Source organism: Kouleothrix sp. (assembly GCF_046328425.1).
Classification (GTDB): Bacteria; Chloroflexota; Chloroflexia; order Chloroflexales; family Roseiflexaceae; genus Kouleothrix.
In genome coordinates this window covers 177,437-197,672 of sequence record NZ_JAXLWP010000005.1, presented here as the reverse complement: position 1 = coordinate 197,672, position 20,236 = coordinate 177,437, and the positions used below count along the sequence as shown (strand labels likewise).

Genomic DNA, 20,236 nt, shown 5'->3' with positions numbered 1-20,236 from the left:
CTGAGCGCCGCGAGTCGCCAAGCGCAATCATATTGTTATCTTTTTTGGCGTGGAGATCGGCTACAATACCAACAGCGTGCCTTTCGGCCCACGTGCCGCGCTCGCGCGAGCCATCATAAGTCGCAGGGCTTACGCAATCGTTTTTGCCTTCGGCAGATGAGAAGATAGGCAGAACCTTTTGAGCCGCAGTCGGCCAACACAGCGTCAGGCTGTGGATCAAAAGAGAGCGTCTTGGAGAGCTGCGCCCTTGGGTGCATTTGGGCGACCTCCCGCGCGGGAGGGCACCGCGTAGGCCCTGTAAGTAAGTGGAAGCACCAGCATGACCAATCCAGCGCTACGCAAGCTTATCGACGCCTGGCAAAGCCAGCAGGCCGACTTTGTCGATCGGCTGGTCGACGATCTGCGCACTCAGGGCAGCCCTTCCTACAGCAATATGCCACGCGAAGAGCTGCGCGATACGCTGGCGAAAAGCGTAGACGCCTGGATCCAGTCGCTTGAGGCCGGCGATTTTGCGACACTGGTGCAGTTCGCGCGCCAGACAGCCCAGCACCGCGCCAGCAGCCAGATTCCGCTCGGCGAAGTGCTTCATGTCGTCGATATCCTGCGCGCGCATCTGTGGGATTTGATGGAGCAGATCTACGAGCCGCGCGAATGGGATCACCACACTATTCGCCTGATCGAGGGCGGCCTGGCCGAGCAGGCCAAGGCGATCATCAGTGCCTACACCGACGTGATGCGCGATGCCCAGGATCTGCTGGCCGAGCGCGACCAGGCGATCGCCTACCAGGGGCGGCTGATCCAGGAGCTGTCGACGCCGATTGTGCCAATTTACGAGGGCGTGCTGGTGCTGCCGCTCACCGGCGCGGTGGACTCACGGCGCGCCACCCAGGTGATGGAAGCGGTGCTGGAGAAGATTGTCGGCAACCAGGCCGACGTGCTCATCCTCGACATCACCGGCGTGCCGGTTGTCGATACCGGCGTCGCGAACTATCTCATCCAGATGGCCCGCGCGGTGAACCTGCTGGGCGCGCAGGTGGTGCTGGTGGGCATTGGCCCCGAAATCGCCCAGACGATTGTGCAGCTGGGCGTCGAGCTGCGCAATATCATTACCCGCTCGAACTTGCAGGCAGGCATCGAGTACGCGCTGCGCCAGCGCGGCTATGCCATCCAGCGCTTAGCTTAGCCCGTGTGCCAATGATACTGCGTTTGTTGCAGTGGCTGGCGCTCGCGCTGCTGGCTGCGAGCCTGAATGCCTGCGCCGCAACCGTGCAGGAACGTCAGGCTCCAACCGCTACGCTTCTCGCTATCACCACTACCGCCACGCGCTCGCCCGCGCCGAGCACCACGCCTACCGCTTCGCCAGCGGCCACAGCCACTACTACGCCAAGCCCGACACCCGCACCGCCAAGCCCGGCGCCCAGCGCCACTCTAGCGCCAGGCCCGGCGCCCAGCGCCACGGCGGTCGAACAGGTCTATGTCTTTCCCGTGCGCAGCCAAGGCAAGCTGAGCTATGGCAAATACCACCACGACTACCCAGCCGCCGACATTTTCTGCCCGATTGGCAGCGAGTTTGTCGCAGTCACGGCCGGCGTTGTCGATTTCGTGAGCCGCGAGGACACCTGGAGCCCGCGCGTCAACGACGGCGCGACACGCGGCGGCCTCTCGGTGGCGATCGTCGGCGACGACGGCGTGCGCTACTATGGCTCGCACCTATCGCAGGTGGCCGATGGCATCGAGCCAGGTGTGCGCGTAGTAGCCGGGCAGCTGCTGGGGCTCACCGGCAAAAGCGGCGACGCGGCCACCACGGCCGCACACCTGCACTTTGGCATCTCGCACCCCACCACACCCGCCGATTGGGCAGTGCGGCGCGGCGAGCTAGCGCCGTATCAGTATCTGCGCGCCTGGCAGAAGGGCGAGAATATCGCGCCGAAGCTGCCGTAGCGTTCAGAGACTGCTTGCCTCATGCCTACGATTTGAGCTGCCGCACCGTTTCCTCGTCGAGCCGCTGCACCACCGCCACCATCAGCTTGGCGGCGTTGTCGAAATCATCGCGGTGCATGATCGCGGCATGCGTGTGAATATAGCGCACCGGCACGCCGATCACCAGCGATGGCACGCCCGCGCCGAACAGGTGTATGCGGCCGGCGTCGGTTCCTCCCGCCGGTATCAGGTCGAACTGGATGGGAATGTTCTCGGCGCGCGCGGTGTCGATCACCAGGTCGCGCAGGCCAACGTGCGGAATCATGCTGGCGTCGTAGAGCAGCACCACCGGGCCATTGCCCAGCTTGCCCTGGGCTTCGTCGACGCTGATGCCCGGCGTATCGCCGGCGATGCCGGTATCCAGCGCGAAGCCAATATCGGGGTTGATCGCGAACGCGGTGGTGGCAGCGCCGCGCAGCCCAACCTCTTCCTGCACATTGCCGACACCATACACCTCGTTCGGGTGGCGCTGGCCCTTGAGGCGCCGCATTACCTCAATCGCCAGCGCGCAGCCGAAGCGGTTGTCCCAGGCTTTGGCCATCAGCAGCTTCTCATTCCGCATCACTGTAAACGGGCAGATCGGCACTACCGGGTCGCCGGGCCGGATGCCGAACTGCTCGGCATCGGCGCGCGAGCTGGCGCCCACGTCGATAAACATGTCCTTTTTCTCGTACATCTTTTTCCGCGCTTCAGGCGAAAGCAGGTGCGGCGCCTTCGAGCCAACTACACCGATCACTACGCCATCGCGCGTGTGTACCTCGACGCGCTGTGCCAGCATTACTTGCTCCCACCATCCGCCCAGCGTCTGAAACTTCAGAAAGCCGTCGTCGGTGATGCGCGTTACCATAAAGCCGATCTCGTCCAAGTGGCCGGCCATAACGATTTTCGGCCCGCCAGCCTTGCCGACCTTGCGGCCGATGATCGAGCCGATGTTATCGGTCATGATCTCGCCTAACGGCTCCATATAGCGCCGCATCACCCGCCGAACCGGCTCTTCGAAGCCTGAAACACCAGGCGCATCGGTCAGATCTTTGAGCATCTGCAAGGTCTCGTCCATTAGGTGCCTCCTCTGTGTTCCGATTATCGTTGAGTACACAGCCATGGAACCGGATCTGCCAAGCCAGGAACCTGGTGTGGGCGCTCGTATGGCCGGCTGAGCCTACGCTCCGCCGTAGCGCGCGCCCTGGTAGGGCCGGTGCTCGTGAATATACTCGGCAACTGGGTCGGGCGTCAGGTAGCGCAGCGGCAGGCCGGCGGCGGCGCGCTGGCGCAGCAGCGTACTCGAGATCGCGATCTGCGGGCCTGCCAGGACGATGAGGCGGCCGGCAGCAGCGGGCAGCGCCGCCAGCAGGCGCGCGCGGTCGAATTGCACCCTGGGCCGCTCGACAACCACGAGCCGTGCCAGCTCGGCCACGCGCGCGGCCGCATGCCAGCGCGGGAGATCAGCAGCAGTGTCGGCGCCGAGGATCAGGTACAGCTCGGCGTCGATCGATTGATTGAACGCTTCAAGCGTGGTGATGGTGTAGGAAGGGCCAGGGCGCTCAAGCTCGATCGATGAGACCTCAAACGCGGGGTTGCTAGCGCAGGCGAGCTGCGCCATTGCCAGGCGCGCCGGAGCGGCGGCGGCATGCCGGCCAATTTTGAACGGCTGCTGTGCCACCGGTATGAAGATCACGCGTTCGAGCTGCAGCGCGATACGCACATCTTCGGCGATCGCCAGGTGCCCATAATGAATTGGGTCGAACGAGCCGCCAAGCAGCCCGACACGTGTACGCATGGCGTGATTATAGCATGGGCATAAAAACAGGGTAGGCGCTTCTGCCCACCCTGCTCGCGAAATATATGCCTGCCTTAGCGCATCTGGTATTCGATCTCCATGCCCTCTTGCAGCAGATCCCACACCAGCCACGGCAGCATCGAGCGATCTTCTTGCACGAGATCATCGGTATATGGCTCGATCAGCTCGGCGACATCCTGGCGCGTCAGGCGGTAGGCACGACGCCCCAGGCGCTGGTACAGGCGCAGCGCCAGCGCGTCGCTCAGCTCTTGCAAGTCGCGCTCGGGGAGCGCTCCGCCCGTCGCATACTGTCGTCCTCGCATGGCTTAGCCCTCGTAGTCGTCGGCGCGGGTGCGGCGGCGGCGCGGCTCTTCGTTCTGATAGTAGCGGGCCTCGCGCGCGTCAGTGCGCGGATCGACGCGGCGGGTCTCGCGGGTCTCATCGTACTCGCGCTCGGCCGCCGGGGCCTGCAGTGCCATCTCGTGGCGCTCGGCATCGGCGCGCGTGGTCAGTGTCGAGCGCGTCAGGCTCTCGCTGATATATTCGAGCACATCGCGGATATCTTCATTATCGTCGAGCATGCCGTCGAACGGGATCGCCACACCGCTGACGGTCTTCACCGTCTGGCCAACCTCACGCAGCGTGCGGTCGATGCCGCCGACCAGGCTGCGCATCACGGCCGCCAGCTCCTCGCGCTCGTCGACCGTCAGGTTGGCGAAACCCACCAGCGCCTTCTCCTGCGCGCGCAGCAGCGTGGCGCGCAAGATCGCGATGTCGGCCTGGGTTTGCAGCTCGTAGCGCTTCACCAGGTGCGCCTGGCGCACCTGCTCGACAAGCTCATCGGAGGAGACCGGCGTCCACAGCAGCGCTGGAATGATGATAAAGCCAATCATGCCAACAAACACCTGCTGGTAGATCAGGCCGCTCTCGGCCACCACCTGCTGCGCGGCCCACCAGCTCCACTGGATCTGGAACGAGTAGTACAGCAGGTAGATCGAGCAGGCGATCACCACTGCGTAGCCCCAAGTGCGCGCATTGACTTTCTGCAGCAGCATGCCGCCGGGGCTCCAGGGGATCAGGAAGCTCACCAGGCTCGGTGGCGCCAGCACCAGAATGGCGGTGAACGCAAACGCGACAATCTTGTTGTCGGGAATGAGCGTCGACTGGACGCCCCACCAGTACACTGCCGAGCCACCCATCGCGATCAGCGCCAGAATGGCCAGCAGCGTTTTCGAGGTGAACTGAAACCCGGGGCCGCGCCGACGCTGGCTACGCATCATGTCGAGGTAGCGGCTGCTCATGTGCGCCTCCTTGCGTCATTGCAAAGCGAGAATGCGAAGCGAGAAAGAATACTCATTTTACTATTTTGCCTCTACAACGTAAAAAAGCCCAACGGATGCGCAGCGCGCGCCCGCCGGGTGTGAGTGTACAAGCGTATTGGATCGAAATCGATCATGAGCTAACGGCGCCTGATCCAGCAACAACTGTTGGCCTCTTATGGTTTGGGCGCGACAGCTTCTGTTTGGGTGATATACGTTTCGACGCTTTCCGTATAGCCGGCGGCGCGCATGCGCTCGCGTATCGCCTCTGAAATGGCTGTCAGACCAAAATCGTTATTAATGCGGTATGGCACCTCGAGCGCGGGCTGCTGCGTTTGCCGTAGCGTGAATTGGGCCTGCACCGTCACATCGCCGATGATCGTGCCGATTTCTACAATCTGATTGTTCAGCGGGTCGAACCACAGCAATGGCACTGGCTGAGCAGCGTAGTAGACGCGCCGCTCGGGAAAAGGCTGCCGGCCGATCTGCTGCGCTCGCCAGCGCTGCTGGTTGTCCAGCGGCACTGCGGTATTTGGCACCACGACGATAGACGTACCATCGGCAGGTAAAGTCACAGGCGTGGCGGCTGTGCCGCCGGGCTGCTCTATTATACCTGGTGTTGGCGTTCCCTGCAGCGGTGCGCCAGGGCTACTTGCCGGTGTTGGCCGCTGCGCTGGGCTGGCCGCCGGCGCCGAACTTGCCGCCGAAGTCGCGCGCGCCGACGGGGTGTTGATCTGTAGCGGCTGCCCGCATCCAGCTAACACCAGCACGATCAGCAGCAGCCAGCGGAAGCGCACAACATCTCACGCGTATCGATTAAAAGGCCCCAAGTACATAGAACGCTTGTTCTATAATACTATCACTCCGCACGAGCGCTGTCAAGTGCTCAATGCGCAGAGCGCCTGAAAAGCATTTACACTCATTCGGGCGTTGCAAGCAGGCCGAACAGATTAGACCACTTGTTCTGAATGATTGGGAAGACATAATCATCCCCCGGCATTGTACAAGTACTACAATATATTGTCAAGTATCTTGTATAAATCTTTGCTCACACTGCAGTGCGCATCATGGGGGCGGCGCTAGCCAGGCGCAGCATTGCTGGCGATCGGGGCGTATGGTACAATATGCGCGAAACTGAAACCACGCAACACACTTCAAGGAGCTGGTTGGTATGGATAAATCAACGTGGACAACGAAAATTGGCCTTGCGCAGATGCTCAAAGGCGGCGTCATCATGGATGTTGTGACGCCCGAGCAAGCGCGCATTGCCGAAGAAGCCGGCGCCGTCGCCGTGATGGCGCTCGAGCGCGTGCCGGCCGATATCCGCGCTCAGGGCGGCGTTGCACGTATGAGCGACCCTTCGATGATCCTCGGGATCATGGAGGCGGTGACGATCCCAGTGATGGCGAAGGCCCGCATTGGCCACTTCGTCGAGGCGCAGGTGCTCGAGTCGCTCGGCATCGACTATATCGACGAGAGCGAAGTGCTGACGCCGGCCGACGAAGAGCACCATATCAACAAGCATAAGTTCAAAGTGCCGTTTGTGTGCGGCTGCCGCAACCTGGGCGAGGCGCTGCGGCGTGTGGCCGAGGGTGCGGCAATGCTGCGCACCAAGGGCGAGGCCGGCACCGGCGATGTCGTCGAGGCAGTGCGCCACGCCCGCACCGTCTACACCGAAATTCGCCGCCTCACCAGCATGGACGAGGACGAGCTGTTTACGTATGCCAAGAACATCCAGGCGCCCTACGAGCTGGTGCGCCAAGTGGCCGAGGCAGGTCGCCTGCCCGTCGTGAACTTCGCCGCCGGCGGCATCGCCACCCCAGCCGACGCCGCACTTATGATGCAGCTTGGCGTCGATGGTGTGTTTGTCGGCTCGGGCATCTTCAAGTCGGGCGACCCAGCCAAGCGCGCGCGCGCAATTGTCGAGGCCACCACCCACTACAACGAGCCCGAGATCATCGCCGAAGTCAGCAAGGGCTTGGGCGAGCCAATGGTTGGTATCAGCGTCAGCTCGCTGCCCCAAGACAAGCTCATGGCCGGGCGCGGCTGGTAGCGACTGTACATTGCACCGCTAGCGTGCCCAGCCTTCGGCAGAGCAGTGCTTTCTGTTCTGTGTATAGTTTGTTCGCGCTACGCGCGAACAAACTATACACAGATGATCACCGCAGGCAAAAAGCGTAGCTTCGAGTACCCCTGAGTGACGTAGAACGACGCAGATGCGTAGCGCATAACGATTTATGACCATAGGAATTTTAGCTCTGCAGGGCGACTTCCGCGAGCACGAGGCGATGCTGCAGCGCATCGGCGCGCCGACACTCCAGGTTCGGCTCCCGAAACATCTGGCGGAGGTTGATCGTCTGATCATACCGGGGGGCGAGAGCACCGCGATCGGCAAGCTGCTGGTGTTGTACGGCCTGCTCGAACCAATCCGCGAGCGCGGGCGCAAGGGCATGCCGATCTGGGGCACCTGCGCCGGGGCGATACTGTTGGCCCAGCGCATCGCCGAAGGGCGGCCGGCCGGGCAGCCCGCGCTGGCTCTGATGGACATCACCGCGCGCCGCAATGCGTTCGGCCGCCAGCTCGACAGCTTCGAGGTCAACCTCTCGATCGAGGCGCTTGGCGACGCGCCGCTGAACACGGTGTTCATCCGCGCGCCGCTGATCGAGCAGCCCGGCCCCGCTGTGCGCGTGCTCGCGACATTGGCCGATGGGCGCATCGTAGCAGCGCAGCAGGGGCATTTACTGGCAACCTGCTTCCATCCCGAGCTCACCGGCGACGAACGCTTTCACCGCTACTTTTTGGAGTTATGAGTTCTCAGCGTTGAGTTTTGAGTTTGAACCGAATCATTCAAAGCTCAACACTCGAAACTCAGAACTGAGTGTATGATTCGACCTGTCACTCCCGGTGACTTGTGGACGCTACGGCGCAAGCCACGCAGCCAGGTGTGGCTGTATAACGAAGCGATGCTCGCCCGCCCGCATCGCCAGCTTCCGTTTGCGCTGCGCTGCTTGCTCGAGGGTGGCCGCGAAGGCGCCACGTTTCTCTATCGCGAGCGCGGCATGCGCGCGGTAGCACAGGCAGTCGGGCGCAGCGGCCGGCCCGAGCAAGATATCGTGATGCTCTCGGCCTATGGCGGCGGCCACGGCCACCCGACCGACCCAGATGTGTGGTTCCGGCTGATCGAGGCGCTGTGCGTCCACGCCGGCCAGCGCCGCGTGCAGCGGCTGTATGCCGCGCTCTCCCAGCGCCACGAAGAGCTGCGCGAGATCTTCCGCCAGCTCGGCTTTGCCGGCTATACCCAGCAAATCGTGCTGCGGCTTGAAGGCCCCGACTGGGATCAGGGCGTGACGGTCGCGCCGATGCGGCCGCAGGCCCGCCGCCACGATTGGTCGATCCACCGGCTCTACGGCATGATCACCCCGCACCTGGTGCAGCAGGCCGAGGCGCGCGTCGCGCGCGACTGGCAGCTGCCGATCACCGAGGGCTGGCGCCGCGCGCCGCGCCGCGGCTGGGTGCTGGGCGCCGACGATAATCTGAATGCCGCGCTCCGGCTTACCAGCGGCCCGGCCGCTCACGTCTTCACACTGCTGATCCACCCCGATACGCGCGATATCGTCACCGATGTGCTGCGCTTCGGGCTTGGCCAGATCGCCGACACGCTGCCGGTCTACCTCTTGCTACGCGAGTACCAAAGCGAATTGCTCGCCCCAGCTAGCGACCTCGGGTTTCAGCCGATCGGCGAGCAAGCCCTGCTGTTCAAACAAACGACGGTGGCAGTCAGGCGATCAAGCTTGCTTCCAGCGCTCGAGCCGCGGCCGGAGCCGCGCGGGCCGATCCCGACGATCTCCTCGCTCGGCGAGGATGCGAGGTACTATGACAGACCCACGCCCTATCACCAGTAATATCGACCTGCTGCTCGATACGCTGCCGCTGCACATCCGGCAGTCGATCGAGGGCGGGCCCGACGATAAAGAAAACCTGCTCGAGATTGTGATGGATCTCGGGCGCCTGCCCGAAGCGCGCTACCGTGGCCACGAGCGCTTTCTGAGCGACCGCGAAGTGCTGCAGGACGACATCGATTATGTTATCCAGCGGATCGGCGCGTTTGGCGAAGATAATCGCGCTGGCATCCCGCGCACGCTGCACCGCATCTCGGCCATTCGCAACCGCGGCGGCAAGGTGATCGGCCTGACGTGCCGGGTCGGCCGCGCGGTGCTCGGCACAATCGCAATCATCCGCGACCTGGTCGAGTCGGGCAAGAGCTTGCTGCTGCTGGGCAAGCCCGGCGTGGGCAAAACCACCATGCTGCGCGAGACAGCGCGCGTGGTGGCGGAAGACCTGCACAAGCGCGTGGTGATCGTTGATACGTCGAACGAGATCGCCGGCGACGGCGACATTCCGCATCCGGGCATCGGGCGGGCGCGGCGCATGCAGGTGCCGCGGCCATCCGAGCAGCACGCCGTGATGATCGAGGCTGTCGAGAACCACATGCCCGAGGTGATCGTCATCGACGAGATCGGCACTGAGCTCGAAGCCCTGGCGGCACGCACGATCGCCGAGCGCGGCGTGCAGCTGATTGGCACCGCGCACGGCAATACCCTCGACAACCTTATGTCGAACCCGACGCTCTCGGATCTGATCGGCGGCATCCAGGCAGTCACGCTTGGCGACGAAGAGGCCAGGCGGCGCGGCACCCAGAAGACCGTGCTCGAGCGCAAGGCCCCGCCGACGTTCGACGTGCTGGTCGAGATCCAGAGCTGGGATCGTGTCTCGGTGTATAGCGATGTTTCAAGCGCGGTCGACAGCGTACTGCGCGGCGAAGAGCCGCAGGCCGAGCTGCGCTCGCGCGATGCCGACGGCCAGATCCACGTCGAGGCGGGCAGCCTGCCCCGCGATGGCGGCGACGGCGGCACGTACGGCGGCCGGCGCGGCGACGGCTGGCAGCGCACCGACGGCCGCAGCGAGCGCAACGGCAGCACGCGCACCCGCACCGAGCGGCGCATCGGGCCGATCGCCGCGCCGGCCAGCACCAGCGGAACGCAGCAGCGCATCTACCCATTCGGCGTCAGCCGCGACCGGCTCGACCGCGCGATTGCCAACCTGCGCGTACCCGCCACAATTGTGCGCGACATGCACGACGCGACCATGGTGATGACGCTGAAAAGCTACTATCGCCAGGGATCCGACCGCATGCGCCAGGCCGAAGATCGCGGCGTGCCGGTGTACGTGCTGCGCAACAACACGATCACCCAGATGGAGCGCCAGCTGGCCGACGTGTTTCACATTCGCGCCAGCGACGAAGAAGACGACGAAGCCAGCCCGCCGCCCACGGCACGGCGTACCAATGGCGATGGCAAGCAGGTGACCGACGCAATCATGGAGGCCGAGCAAGCGATCACCAGGGTGATGAATGGCGAGCGCAGCGCCGTAGAGCTCACTCCGCGCGAAAGCTACGTGCGCCGTTTGCAGCACCAGCTGGCAGAGCGGTATAATGTCGGCTCGGAAAGCCGCGGCCGTGAGCCCAACCGCCGCGTCAAGATCTTTCGCAGTTAGGATCGCCCGCAGATGAGCTTGTTCGTAACATTCGAGGGGCCTGAGGGCAGCGGCAAAAGCACGCAGGCGCGGCTGCTGTATAGCTACCTACACGCCCGAGGCTACCCGGTGATACTTGTACGCGAGCCTGGCGGCACCCGCATCGGCGACTTGATCCGCCGCATTGTGCTCGACCTGCAGCATACCGAGATGGCCGACACCACCGAGATGCTGCTGTTCTCGGCCGCGCGCGCGCAGCTGGTGAATGAGGTGATCCGGCCGTATCTCGAGCAGGGCGGTATCGTGCTGTGCGATCGCTACGCCGATTCGACCTACGCCTACCAGGGGTATGGCCTCGGCCGCGATATGAACGAGCTACGCACACTCACCGCGATCGCCACCGGTGGGCTGCTGCCCGACGTGACGATCTACCTCGACCTGACGGCCGACGAGGGGCTGGAGCGCAAGCGCCGCAAGCGCCAGGAGCAGGACGCCGGCCGCGCCGCGCCGCCGCTGAACCTGCCCTCGGAGCTGCCACGCCTCGGCGGCGCCGAGGGCCGCGGGCCGATCGAGTGGAACCGCCTCGACGCGCGCGAGGTCGCGTATCACCGGCGTGTCGCCGAAGGCTACCGCAAGCTGATAGCGCAGGAGCCCGAGCGCTGGCGCGCGTTCGACGCCTGCCAGGCGATCGATGCGCTTGCCGGGCAGATCGCCGGCGAGCTTGAGCCGTGGCTCGAGCACATTCAAATGCTCGAAACCACCACCCCCGACACGCAGTAAAGGCAGCAGCATGAAATTAGTCCTAGCCGTTGTTCAGCGACAGGATGCCGGCGAGTTGCTCGACGCGCTGACCGCACAGGGCCACCGCGTAACGCGGATCAGCAGCGAGGGCGGCTTTCTGCGCGAGGGCAATGTCACGCTGCTGATCGCCGTCGACGACCACCATGTCGAGCCGCTGCTGCAAAATGTGCGCGAGCACTGCTATACCCGCACCCGTTATATTTCGCCGCTACCGCCGGTGGCCGAGTCGGGCGAGTTCTACCCGCCCTCGCCGGTGGAAGTGCAGGTTGGCGGTGCGACCGTGTTCGTGCTGCGGGCCGAAGACGTGGCGCGGCTGTAGCCGGTATTTGACATTTCGGGCGAGTGCGCGACAATAAGGCCGGGCGCTCGCCCGCAACGATCACGCCACGAGGAGTTTTCTATTGGATATTCGGTCGCTTATTACCAATGTCGTTCCCATTCTGACAATTATCGGCTGGGCTCTGGGCGCGTATATCGTGCTGCTGTGGGCTGCCTCGGTTCTCTGGACATACCGCGACATTCATTCTCGCAGCGATGATGTGGTGGTGCAGGTGCTGGCAGTGGCGCTGGCGCTGCTGCTGCCGTTCGCCGGCGTGCTGCTGCATATGATCCTGCGCCCGCGCCAGACGCTCACCGAGAAGTACGAGCGCTCGCTCGAAGAAGAATATCTGCGCCGCGACCTTGAAGAGAAGTATGTGTGCCCGCACTGCCAGCGCGGCATTGAGCCCGATTTCGTGGTGTGCCCGCACTGCCACACCGCGCTGCGCCGCCGCTGCGCGGCCTGCGACCGCGTGGTCGACCTGACGTGGTCGCTGTGCCCGTACTGCGGCGACGCCGGCATCTCGAGCACTGCCGCAGCAGCCTACCAGCGCCCGCGCTCGCCCGAGCAAGCCGAGCTGGTCGAGCGATGACCCGCCGCTTGGCCGCGCGCCTGCGCCAGGCCTCCCGCTCCACCGATAACGCCTGGCTGCGCGTCGCCATTGTGCTGCTGGCCGCGCTGGGCCTCGCCGCCTGTGGCGCCGAGGCGCCGGCCGCATCGGCAGGCCATCCGGCCGCCACGGGCCGGATGGTGCCGACCATGGCCAAAACACCATCCTCCGCCACATCCGCATCGCCCGACGACCCGCGCGGCATGGGCGACCCGCAGGCACCTATTCGCGTCATCGAGTATAGCGATTTCCAGTGCCCGTTTTGCGCGCGCTTTGCCAGCGATACCGCCGCGCAGATCCAGGCAGCCTACATCGACACTGGCAAGGTCTACTTTCAATACCGCGATTTTCCGCTGGTCGACATCCACCCCGGCGCGCTGCTGGCGGCGCACGCAGCCAACTGCGCCGCCGAGCAAGGCGCATTCTGGCCCATGCACGACCAGCTTTTTCAAGGTGCGGCGGCCCAAGCCTGGGGCAGCGGCGATACGGCCGACTTCGGCACCTTCGTGGGCTACGCCGCCGCGCTGCACCTGGACGCCGTGAAGCTGCAGGAGTGCGTGCAGGCGAACCGCTACGCCGCGCAGATCGAGGCCGACTTCCGCGACGCGGCCGCGCTAGGGGTGCGCAGCACGCCATCGTTCGTGGTGAATGGCAAGCTGCTGGTTGGCGCGCAGCCGTTTGATGTCTGGAAAGACGTGCTCGACGGCATGCTGGCCGAGCAGTAGCCGCGCTTATTTTCATCCCATAGGCAATTATGACTAGGGCTTACGCAGTTGGCGTGCTCTGCCTTCGGCAGAGCGGTACTTTCGCTTTGGGCGTGTCCATTTTCCGCGTTCCGCGCTGAAAATGAACACGATGATCAGCTGCCACAGGCACATGCATGGCTTCGGGAAGCCGAACAGCGTAGCTGCGTAAGCCCCAATGACATACGCAGTCGGCGCGCTCGCACACGCCCAGGCAACTGTGCCGCATTGGGGGAGCCGAACAATCCAACTGTGTAAGCCCTAACAATAACGAGGCTTGCTATGCCGCCTGCGATCACCGATGTCCCCGGCATTCTGGTTGGCCACGCGCACGATCTCGACGCGCTCACCGGCTGCACGGTGGTGCTTGCGCCTGAGGGCACGGTCGGCGGCGGCGACGTACGCGGCGGCGGCCCCGGCACGCGCGAAACCGACCTGCTCGACCCAACTGCGATGGTCGCTGTTGTGCACGCCATCGCGCTATGCGGCGGCAGCGCGATGGGCCTGGCCGGTGCTGGTGGCGTGGCCGAGTGGCTGCACGAGCGCGCAATCGGCTACGATGTGAACGTCGCGAAGATCCCGATCGTGCCGGCCGCCGTGATCTTCGACCTGCTGATCGGCCGGAGCGACCGCTGGGCCGACGCGGCGCTGGGGCGGGCCGCCTGCGAGGCTGCCGGCACCAGTGTGGCGGAGGGCTGCGTTGGGGTTGGCGCCGGTGCAGCAGTGGGCAAGCTGTTTGGCGCGGCCGGCGCAATGAAAAGCGGCGTGGGCAGCTGGAGCGAAACCCTGGCCGACGGGACGGTGATCGGCGCGCTGGCGGTATGCAACGCCTGGGGCGATGTGTACGAAGAGGCCAGCAACCGCATTCTTGCCGGCACGCGCGCACCTGGCACACCGCAGCTGATCGGCTCGATGCAGCTGCTGCGCGACGCGAGCTACCAGCACAATATGCGTATGGTGATGGCCCAGAATACGACGCTGGCGGTAGTGGCCACCGACGCGCGGCTCAGCAAGGCCGAGGCCAATAAGCTCGCGCAGATGGCCCAGGACGGCCTGGCGCGCACCGTCAAGCCGGTGCACACGCCATTCGACGGCGACACCGTGTTCGCACTGGCCACCGGCGGCCGCGCAGGGCTGCCACTACCGGTGCTGGGCGCCGTAGCCGCCGACGTGCTGGCGCGCGCGATCGAGCGCTGCGTAACGCAGGCCACATCGCTCGGCGGGCTGCCCAGCGTCCGTACGCTGGCTCAGGCATAAAGCGGCTGGCTCGTAGCCAGCCATTGGCGCGCGTGCTCGGCGGCTACGCGCGCTCACTGCCAGCCTCGCCGGCGCTCTCGGCCGCTGCGGCTGCTGGCGGAGGCGCAATTGCCAGCAATGCGGCGTGCAGCTCGCTGCCCTCGCGGCAGCTCAGACGCACTGGGGCTGTGAGCCGCGGCGAAGAGTGAACGATCTCGATATCGTTTAAAAACAAGGCCTCGACTACGCGCACCGCCGTAATCTCCTCGCGCAGTAGCACCATCGCAGGCATCATCACCAGCTTGAGCAGAACTCCGGCGGGGTGCACGTCGACGCGCATGCCGCTGCGAAAGGCCAGCAGCCCGAGCGAACCGCCACACATGGCAGTTGCGACAATCGGCCCCGAGGCCACCACCCGATCGACCAACGAAGGGCTTTCGTCAGGCCCCGGCTCGGCGTCGCCCTCGATTACCGAGCCGCGGTAGATCAGCGCGGTGATGAGACGGCTGAGGAAGTAGCTGCACACCAGCAGCCCAACCATTACGATGATCCCGTTGAGCACCAACGTCGCACTCATGGCTGCCCCTTACAGATCATGGTCGGTGCGCTCGCGGATCGAGTCGAGAAAATCTTGCAGGATGATCGAGGCGGCAACCTCGTCGATCCGGGCTTTGCGCTGCTCGGGCTTCATGCCCAGGTCGACCATCATGCGCTCGGCCGCGACAGTGGTGAGGCGCTCGTCGAACATGCGCACTGGCACGGCGAGCTGCGCCTGTAGCTGCTCGGCGAACTGCTGGATCAGCCGCGCCTGCGGGCCTACCTCGCCGCTGAGCGTCAGCGGCAGCCCCACCACCAGCTCGCACACTTCGTACTCGCGCACCAGCTTGGCAACCTCGGCGAGCGCGCGCTCGCGCGGCTCGGCGCGCAGCGTGGTGAGCGGCGATGCGAGCACGCGCCGGGTATCGCTCAGCGCCACGCCGATCCGCCGCCCGCCCACATCGAGCGCCATCACCCGCCCACGTTCATCGCTCATCGCTGCTCGTTCCGCTACGGCGCAGTCTTCACGTCGATCAAGAAATCGAAGCGCGGGAAGCTGGCCTTGTCGGGAAGCTGATATTCGCCAATCAGGCCCTGCTGCTGCAGTGTACGCAGCCCCGCCTCGGCTGCCTCGCGCGGCTGCCCGCGCAGCGCCCCGCGCACCTTCGCCAGCGTCTCAACCGAAAGGCCGCTCGCCGAGCCACAGCTAATCGCGCCGTCGATCGTCAGCTTCTCGCCATCCCAGTGGATGCCGTCGACGCGCGTACCCTGCTGTTCGCCAGCTTTGCAGGCGCGATCCGACTGCTGCGCGAAATACGCAGGCGCAACCGTTTCGAGCTGCTTTGTTACCGAGGCGTCGCGCGGCGTCGCAAGGCCCTTGAAGCGCGCCCGCACTGTGACCTTGAATACAGGATTATTGGGGTCGGCTACCGGCTGGCCAATTGCCGGCTCGACAACCAGCGGGTCGTAGCTCTGCGGATCGGCCAGCTCGGTCGACGAAGGCGCGATCGTGGTCGCGTCGATGCCGAATTTACTCTCGTCGATCTTGCTGCGCAGCTGCTGAACGCCGGTATTGTACAGCGCGGTAAGCGCCTGGCCGAGCACGGCCTGCACGTCCTGCTCGGTCACGATCCGCTGGGGCGCCTCGCTGCCGCCACCGATCGGGCCATTGGTAAAAATAAAATTGCTGCTCTGGCTCACGATTGGCTGCTGGCCAGGAATAAGCAAGGTTGCGATCGTATTCTCGCCGACATTTGAGGCGCTGCCCGGCGCGCGCGCGGTGATAGCGACATTGACCTGGCCGTAGGTTGTGCTGCGCCCCGCGAGGCTGGTGCTCGTCACCGCGCCGGGCACGGTCACGTCATTGTCGATCGTGAAGCGCACTTCCTCGCCCTTGGCGTTTTTGGCGATAAACTCGGAACCTTTGGGCAAAGGCACCGCGCTTTCAATAACATTGCGAATGGTAACCTCGCCCTTGGCCGTGCCCGATGGCGAGAGCGTCTCGTTCTGCACCGAGCCGCTGGCGCTGGCCTCGGCGTCGGCTGTCACCGGAGCGGCCTGCACCGCCGTGCCGCCGCCATTGCCGCTGGGGTCGAGCGGGATGATCTCGCCCTGGAACGGGCGATCGCCAGCGGCCGAGGCCGGCGGCGACACCGTCACGCCGGTTCGGTTCGCCAGAAACCACGCCACTGCCAGCGCGGCCACCAGCAGCAGCAGGGCAATCGGCGCCAAGGCCAGCAGCGGGCTGCGGCGGGCCGGCGCGGCATACTCCTGGTCGTCGGCGTAATCGCGCGCGGCCGCGCGCCGCGCGCCGCTTGCGCGCGCTGTGGTGCGCTCGGCGGTGTAGCCCGCGCGAGCGGGGTCGTAGCGCTGGCCAGGCGGCCCGTCGCTGGCGCCTTCATCGGCGTAATCGTCGATCGCGGCGTACAGGTCGGCGTCGGGCGTATCGGCATAGCGATCGCGCGCCGGCACCTGGTCGAGCGCGTCGATAAACGCGGCGTCGCGCGGGTCGAGCCGGGTTTCGGGCAGCGTCCGGGTGGCGCGCTCGGGCGGCGGCAGGGGTGGGCGCGGGCTCCGGCTACTATCGATGGCAATGCTTTCTATCTGGTTGCGCCGGGCTGCGGCGATCACCTGCTCGTCGGCGCTGAACACCAGCACAGCAACGCCATCGGCCTCGAGCGCGCGGCGCAGGCGCTCGAAGCCACGAGGCGCCTGCAGGGCCGCCGTATCAGGCGGAACAAGCAGCTGCACGCTTTTCGAGCGCGTGGCGCGGATCTTCGCCAGCACGCTATCGACGGTGTCGCTGGTTTCGAGCGGCACCAGCGCTGATTCTACAGCGGCCATCGCGATACTCCTCGGGTATATGCAGCCATGAACCAACAACGCTGGCGGCGCTCACCACGCTCTTGTTTGGTTCGTGGCGTGTGGCTTTCTGAGCCTGTGTTAAAAGGGTGAGTGTCCCGCCCTTTTCAAACAGCTTCTCAGCTTTTTGCGCCCTGCTCGGCCACCAGGCGGGCCACCTGAGCCAGCGCCTCGTCGAGCTTCGCGGCGTCGCGGCCGCCGGCCTGGGCCATATCCGGCCGGCCACCGCCGCCGCCGCCCATGATCTGAGCCAGCGCCTTCACAATATTCCCGGCGTGCAGCCCGCGCTTGACAAGGTCGGGCGTCACCACCGCCAGGATCTGCGGCTTTTCGCCAATCAGCGCGCCCAGCACCACCACGCCACTGCCGATCTTGTCGCGCAGCCAGTCGCCCTGCTCGCGCAGGCGCGCCGGGTCGGGCGCCTCAACGCGCGCGGCCACGAACGGTACGCCATCGTGGCGCTGCACCTGGCCAAGCAGGCCTTCGAGCGCGCCGCGCGCCGACTGCGCGCGCAGCTTGTCGAGGTCGTGCCCTTGCTGCCTCAGGTCGTTCAGCAGTGCGTCGAGCTTGTCGAGCGCTTGGGCGGGCGGCACGCCTAGCCGGGCCGCCAGGTCGCGCAGTGTCGCAGCCTGCGCGTCGGCCCACTGCTCGGCGCCTGCGCCGGTGAGCGCCTCGATCCGCCGAACGCCGCCGGCGACGCTGCTCTCGGCCACGATCCGGAAAAAGCCGATCTCGCCGGTTCGTGCCACGTGCGTGCCGCCGCACAGCTCGCGCGAGCACATGAGGCCGGAGGATCGGGGATCGGGGATGGTAGAATCTTCCAGTATCTCCCCATCGAGGCAGCCGACCGTGACCATGCGCACGCGGTCGCCGTACTTCTCGCCGAACAGCGCCATCGCGCCGCGGTCGATCGCGCGCTGGTAGTCGGTCACCTCCCACTCCACCGGCGTGTCGGCGCGCACCCAGGCATTGATCCGCCGCTCGATCTCGCGCTGCTGCTCGGGCGTCACCTGGCGATTATGCGTAAAGTCGAAGCGCAGCCGCTCGGGCGCCACCAGCGAGCCAGCCTGGGCCGCGTGGCCGCCCAGCACATCGCGCAGCGCGCGGTGCAGCAGGTGCGTTGCGGTGTGGTTGCGCATAATGCTGCGGCGGCGCTCGGCGTCGACGCGCACCTCAACTGTGTCGTGCAGCGCGATCGTGCCGTCCTCGACGGTGCCGTAGTGCACGATCACGCCCGGAATGGGCCGCTGCGTGTCGGAGACGCGCACGCGACCGTTTGGCCCAATCAGCGCCCCGCTGTCGCCCACCTGGCCGCCGCTCTCGGCGTAGAACGGCGTGCGATCGAGCACTAGCTGTACGGCCTGGCCGGCGCTGGCGGCGCTGATCGAGTCGCCGCCGGCCACCAGCGCCAGCACCCGCGCGGCGCCGGCGAAGTGCTCGTAGCCGGTGAACTCGGTCGGCGGCACATCGGCATCGGCCCAGACCTCGGCCTCGGCGCCGCGCTTGAACTGCGTCGCGGCGCGGCTGCGCGCGCGCTGCTCGGTCATCGCGCGCTCGTAGGCCGGCTCGTCGACCGCGAGGCCCTGCTCGGCGGCAATGCGCTGCGTCAGGTCAAGCGGGAAGCCGTAGGTGTCCTTGAGCGTAAACGCCTCTTCGCCGGGAATAACGCCGCTGCCGCTGGCGCGCACCTGGCCGATCACCGCGCCGAGGCGGTGAATGCCGCCCGCGAGTGTGCGCAGGAACTGGCGCTCTTCGGCGTCGGTGGTCTCGAGAATAAACTCGCGGCGCTGGCGCAGCTCGGGGTAGGCCGCGCCCATCTGGTCGATCACAGTCGCGATCACATCGGCCAGGAACGGCTTCTCGAAGCCAACCGTGCGCCCCTGATAGGCCGCGCGGCGCAGGATGCGGCGCAGCACATACGAGCGGCCGGTGTTGCCTGGCAGCACGCCGTCGGCGATCAAAAATGCCACCGCGCGGCTGTGGTCGGCCACGGCGCGGTAGGGCGCGAAGTGCGCGCGGTAGTGCGCCTCGTCGCTGCCAAGCAGCGCAATTGTGCGCTCGATGATCGGCAGAAACACGTCGGTGTCGTAGTTAGACTTAACGCCCTGCAGCACCGTCGACATGCGCTCGAGGCCCATGCCGGTATCGACGGAAGGGCGCGGCAGCGGCTGCATGCTGGCGCGGTCGAACTGCATGAACACATTGTTCCAGATCTCGACATAGTCGGGGTCGTCGCTGTTCACGCCAGCCGCGCTCATCTTGCCCAGGTCGTCGCCGAGGTACACGGTGATCTCCGAGCACGGGCCGCACGGGCCGGTGTCGCCCATGATCCAGAAGTTATCTTTTTCGCCGAAGCGCAGCACGCGGCTCGGGTCGGCGCCGGCCTCGATCCAGTAGCGCTCGGCCTCGGTATCGGGCGGGATGCGATCGTTGCCGGCGAACACCGTGAACCACAGCCGCTCGACTGGCAGCGCGAACTCCTTGGTAAGCAGATCCCAGGCCATAGTGATCGCCTCGCGCTTGAAGTAATCGCCAAACGAAAAGTTGCCAAGCATCTCGAAGAACGTCTGGTGGCGCGGCGACGGGCCGACCTCCTCGAGATCGTTGTGCTTGCCCGACACGCGCATGCACTTCTGCGCAGTCACGGCGCGGCTATACGGGCGCTGCTCAAGGCCCAAAAACGTATCTTTGAACTGAACCATGCCCGAATTCGCAAACAGCAGCGTCGGGTCGTTGCCGGGGATGAGCGACGAGCTAGGCACGATCGTGTGGCCGCGCGCCTCGAAGAACCGGAGATATCGCGCGCGGATCTCCGCGCTCGGCATAGATTTCATATACAACACCTTTGGAAAACAGCTGCCGGTCGCGCCGCGCGCGCCGGCCCATGGTGCGCATACAGTTGGGCAAAAACGCACCAACCAGCGCGACGAACTACCGGCATTGTACGGCATCGGGCCGTAAACCGTCAACTATGGCTATGCTCGCCGGCGCGGCAGCAGGCCGATCGCGGCTCTACCGCTA

At 65.4% G+C, this 20,236-nt stretch carries 20 protein-coding genes; 11 read left to right on the top strand and 9 right to left on the bottom strand.

Going from position 1 to position 20,236, the window contains the following annotated elements; genetic code table 11:
* Positions 1–319 precede the first annotated feature (319 nt).
* On the top strand, positions 320–1,183 hold the full coding sequence (locus U0177_RS05575) for an STAS domain-containing protein (protein WP_409569611.1): 864 nt from the start codon (positions 320–322) through the stop codon (positions 1,181–1,183).
* 23 nt (positions 1,184–1,206) lie between these two features.
* Positions 1,207–1,941 carry a M23 family metallopeptidase gene (locus U0177_RS05570; RefSeq protein WP_409569610.1) on the top strand — a complete coding sequence of 245 codons (735 nt, stop codon included), beginning with the start codon at positions 1,207–1,209 and terminating at the stop codon, positions 1,939–1,941.
* Positions 1,942–1,966: 25 nt separating this feature from the next.
* Here the strand turns inward: U0177_RS05570 and U0177_RS05565 are convergent, their stop codons facing one another.
* The 5 genes from U0177_RS05565 to U0177_RS05545 form a co-directional block, all read right to left on the bottom strand.
* Positions 1,967–3,037 (bottom strand): M42 family metallopeptidase, encoded by a 1,071-nt coding sequence (locus tag U0177_RS05565; protein ID WP_409569609.1) that lies wholly within the window; start codon positions 3,035–3,037, stop codon positions 1,967–1,969.
* A 102-nt stretch (positions 3,038–3,139) separates the two neighbouring features.
* Positions 3,140–3,757 carry a nicotinate-nucleotide adenylyltransferase gene (nadD, locus tag U0177_RS05560; protein ID WP_409569608.1) on the bottom strand — a complete coding sequence of 206 codons (618 nt, stop codon included), beginning with the start codon at positions 3,755–3,757 and terminating at the stop codon, positions 3,140–3,142.
* A 74-nt stretch (positions 3,758–3,831) separates the two neighbouring features.
* On the bottom strand, positions 3,832–4,080 hold the full coding sequence (locus U0177_RS05555; RefSeq protein WP_409569607.1) for a hypothetical protein: 249 nt from the start codon (positions 4,078–4,080) through the stop codon (positions 3,832–3,834).
* A gap of 3 nt (positions 4,081–4,083) precedes the next feature.
* Positions 4,084–5,058 (bottom strand): hypothetical protein, encoded by a 975-nt coding sequence (locus U0177_RS05550; protein WP_409569606.1) that lies wholly within the window; start codon positions 5,056–5,058, stop codon positions 4,084–4,086.
* Between the two features lie 194 nt (positions 5,059–5,252).
* Positions 5,253–5,873, bottom strand: a complete 621-nt coding sequence (locus U0177_RS05545; protein WP_409569605.1) for a hypothetical protein — start codon at positions 5,871–5,873, stop codon at positions 5,253–5,255.
* Positions 5,874–6,247: 374 nt separating this feature from the next.
* On the opposite strand from U0177_RS05545, the gene pdxS reads away from it, so the two are divergent.
* From pdxS to U0177_RS05500, 9 genes are all read left to right on the top strand, one after another.
* Positions 6,248–7,129 carry a pyridoxal 5'-phosphate synthase lyase subunit PdxS gene (gene pdxS, locus U0177_RS05540; protein ID WP_409569604.1) on the top strand — a complete coding sequence of 294 codons (882 nt, stop codon included), beginning with the start codon at positions 6,248–6,250 and terminating at the stop codon, positions 7,127–7,129.
* A 184-nt stretch (positions 7,130–7,313) separates the two neighbouring features.
* Positions 7,314–7,886, top strand: coding sequence for a pyridoxal 5'-phosphate synthase glutaminase subunit PdxT (gene pdxT / locus U0177_RS05535; protein WP_409569603.1), 573 nt, complete (start codon positions 7,314–7,316; stop codon positions 7,884–7,886).
* A gap of 72 nt (positions 7,887–7,958) precedes the next feature.
* On the top strand, positions 7,959–8,978 hold the full coding sequence (locus tag U0177_RS05530) for a hypothetical protein (protein WP_409569602.1): 1,020 nt from the start codon (positions 7,959–7,961) through the stop codon (positions 8,976–8,978).
* Positions 8,950–10,629: a R3H domain-containing nucleic acid-binding protein gene (locus tag U0177_RS05525; RefSeq protein WP_409569601.1), complete on the top strand. Its 1,680-nt coding sequence runs from the start codon at positions 8,950–8,952 to the stop codon at positions 10,627–10,629. Before U0177_RS05530 ends, U0177_RS05525 begins: the two co-directional genes overlap by 29 nt.
* A 12-nt stretch (positions 10,630–10,641) precedes the next feature.
* Positions 10,642–11,388 carry a dTMP kinase gene (gene tmk, locus U0177_RS05520; RefSeq protein ID WP_409569600.1) on the top strand — a complete coding sequence of 249 codons (747 nt, stop codon included), beginning with the start codon at positions 10,642–10,644 and terminating at the stop codon, positions 11,386–11,388.
* A gap of 10 nt (positions 11,389–11,398) precedes the next feature.
* A complete protein-coding gene (locus U0177_RS05515; protein ID WP_409569599.1) occupies positions 11,399–11,728 on the top strand; it encodes a cyclic-di-AMP receptor in 330 nt (109 codons plus the stop codon).
* Between the two features lie 82 nt (positions 11,729–11,810).
* The gene (locus U0177_RS05510; protein ID WP_409569598.1) at positions 11,811–12,320 is read left to right on the top strand and encodes a zinc ribbon domain-containing protein; all 510 of its coding nucleotides are present in this window, start codon (positions 11,811–11,813) and stop codon (positions 12,318–12,320) included.
* Positions 12,317–13,063 carry a DsbA family protein gene (locus U0177_RS05505; RefSeq protein WP_409569597.1) on the top strand — a complete coding sequence of 249 codons (747 nt, stop codon included), beginning with the start codon at positions 12,317–12,319 and terminating at the stop codon, positions 13,061–13,063. Before U0177_RS05510 ends, U0177_RS05505 begins: the two co-directional genes overlap by 4 nt.
* A gap of 300 nt (positions 13,064–13,363) precedes the next feature.
* Complete coding sequence (locus tag U0177_RS05500) at positions 13,364–14,338, top strand: P1 family peptidase (RefSeq protein ID WP_409569596.1); 975 nt, start codon at positions 13,364–13,366, stop codon at positions 14,336–14,338.
* A gap of 43 nt (positions 14,339–14,381) precedes the next feature.
* Here the strand turns inward: U0177_RS05500 and U0177_RS05495 are convergent, their stop codons facing one another.
* The 4 genes from U0177_RS05495 to alaS all read right to left on the bottom strand — a co-directional run bounded on the left by U0177_RS05495 (position 14,382) and on the right by alaS (position 20,049).
* Positions 14,382–14,894, bottom strand: coding sequence for a hypothetical protein (locus tag U0177_RS05495; RefSeq protein ID WP_409569595.1), 513 nt, complete (start codon positions 14,892–14,894; stop codon positions 14,382–14,384).
* Positions 14,895–14,903: 9 nt separating this feature from the next.
* The gene (gene ruvX, locus U0177_RS05490; protein WP_409569594.1) at positions 14,904–15,350 is read right to left on the bottom strand and encodes a Holliday junction resolvase RuvX; all 447 of its coding nucleotides are present in this window, start codon (positions 15,348–15,350) and stop codon (positions 14,904–14,906) included.
* 14 nt (positions 15,351–15,364) lie between these two features.
* Complete coding sequence (locus U0177_RS05485; protein WP_409569593.1) at positions 15,365–17,197, bottom strand: hypothetical protein; 1,833 nt, start codon at positions 17,195–17,197, stop codon at positions 15,365–15,367.
* Positions 17,198–17,334: 137 nt separating this feature from the next.
* Complete coding sequence (gene alaS / locus U0177_RS05480; RefSeq protein WP_409569592.1) at positions 17,335–20,049, bottom strand: alanine--tRNA ligase; 2,715 nt, start codon at positions 20,047–20,049, stop codon at positions 17,335–17,337.
* Positions 20,050–20,236: the final 187 nt, after the last annotated feature.

Bases quoted from the DNA above. Each gene is read 5' to 3' on its own strand.
- ruvX (WP_409569594.1), bottom strand. From the start codon at position 15,350: ATGAGCGATGAACGTGGGCGGGTGATGGCGCTCGATGTGGGCGGGCGG.
- U0177_RS05550 (WP_409569606.1), bottom strand. From the start codon at position 5,058: ATGAGCAGCCGCTACCTCGACATGATGCGTAGCCAGCGTCGGCGCGGC.
- tmk (WP_409569600.1), top strand. From the start codon at position 10,642: ATGAGCTTGTTCGTAACATTCGAGGGGCCTGAGGGCAGCGGCAAAAGC.
- pdxS (WP_409569604.1), top strand. From the start codon at position 6,248: ATGGATAAATCAACGTGGACAACGAAAATTGGCCTTGCGCAGATGCTC.
- alaS (WP_409569592.1), bottom strand. From the start codon at position 20,049: ATGAAATCTATGCCGAGCGCGGAGATCCGCGCGCGATATCTCCGGTTC.
- U0177_RS05575 (WP_409569611.1), top strand. From the start codon at position 320: ATGACCAATCCAGCGCTACGCAAGCTTATCGACGCCTGGCAAAGCCAG.
- U0177_RS05515 (WP_409569599.1), top strand. From the start codon at position 11,399: ATGAAATTAGTCCTAGCCGTTGTTCAGCGACAGGATGCCGGCGAGTTG.
- pdxT (WP_409569603.1), top strand. From the start codon at position 7,314: ATGACCATAGGAATTTTAGCTCTGCAGGGCGACTTCCGCGAGCACGAG.
- U0177_RS05485 (WP_409569593.1), bottom strand. From the start codon at position 17,197: ATGGCCGCTGTAGAATCAGCGCTGGTGCCGCTCGAAACCAGCGACACC.
- U0177_RS05500 (WP_409569596.1), top strand. From the start codon at position 13,364: ATGCCGCCTGCGATCACCGATGTCCCCGGCATTCTGGTTGGCCACGCG.
- U0177_RS05565 (WP_409569609.1), bottom strand. From the start codon at position 3,037: ATGGACGAGACCTTGCAGATGCTCAAAGATCTGACCGATGCGCCTGGT.
- nadD (WP_409569608.1), bottom strand. From the start codon at position 3,757: ATGCGTACACGTGTCGGGCTGCTTGGCGGCTCGTTCGACCCAATTCAT.
- U0177_RS05555 (WP_409569607.1), bottom strand. From the start codon at position 4,080: ATGCGAGGACGACAGTATGCGACGGGCGGAGCGCTCCCCGAGCGCGAC.
- U0177_RS05505 (WP_409569597.1), top strand. From the start codon at position 12,317: ATGACCCGCCGCTTGGCCGCGCGCCTGCGCCAGGCCTCCCGCTCCACC.
- U0177_RS05530 (WP_409569602.1), top strand. From the start codon at position 7,959: ATGATTCGACCTGTCACTCCCGGTGACTTGTGGACGCTACGGCGCAAG.
- U0177_RS05525 (WP_409569601.1), top strand. From the start codon at position 8,950: ATGACAGACCCACGCCCTATCACCAGTAATATCGACCTGCTGCTCGAT.
- U0177_RS05495 (WP_409569595.1), bottom strand. From the start codon at position 14,894: ATGAGTGCGACGTTGGTGCTCAACGGGATCATCGTAATGGTTGGGCTG.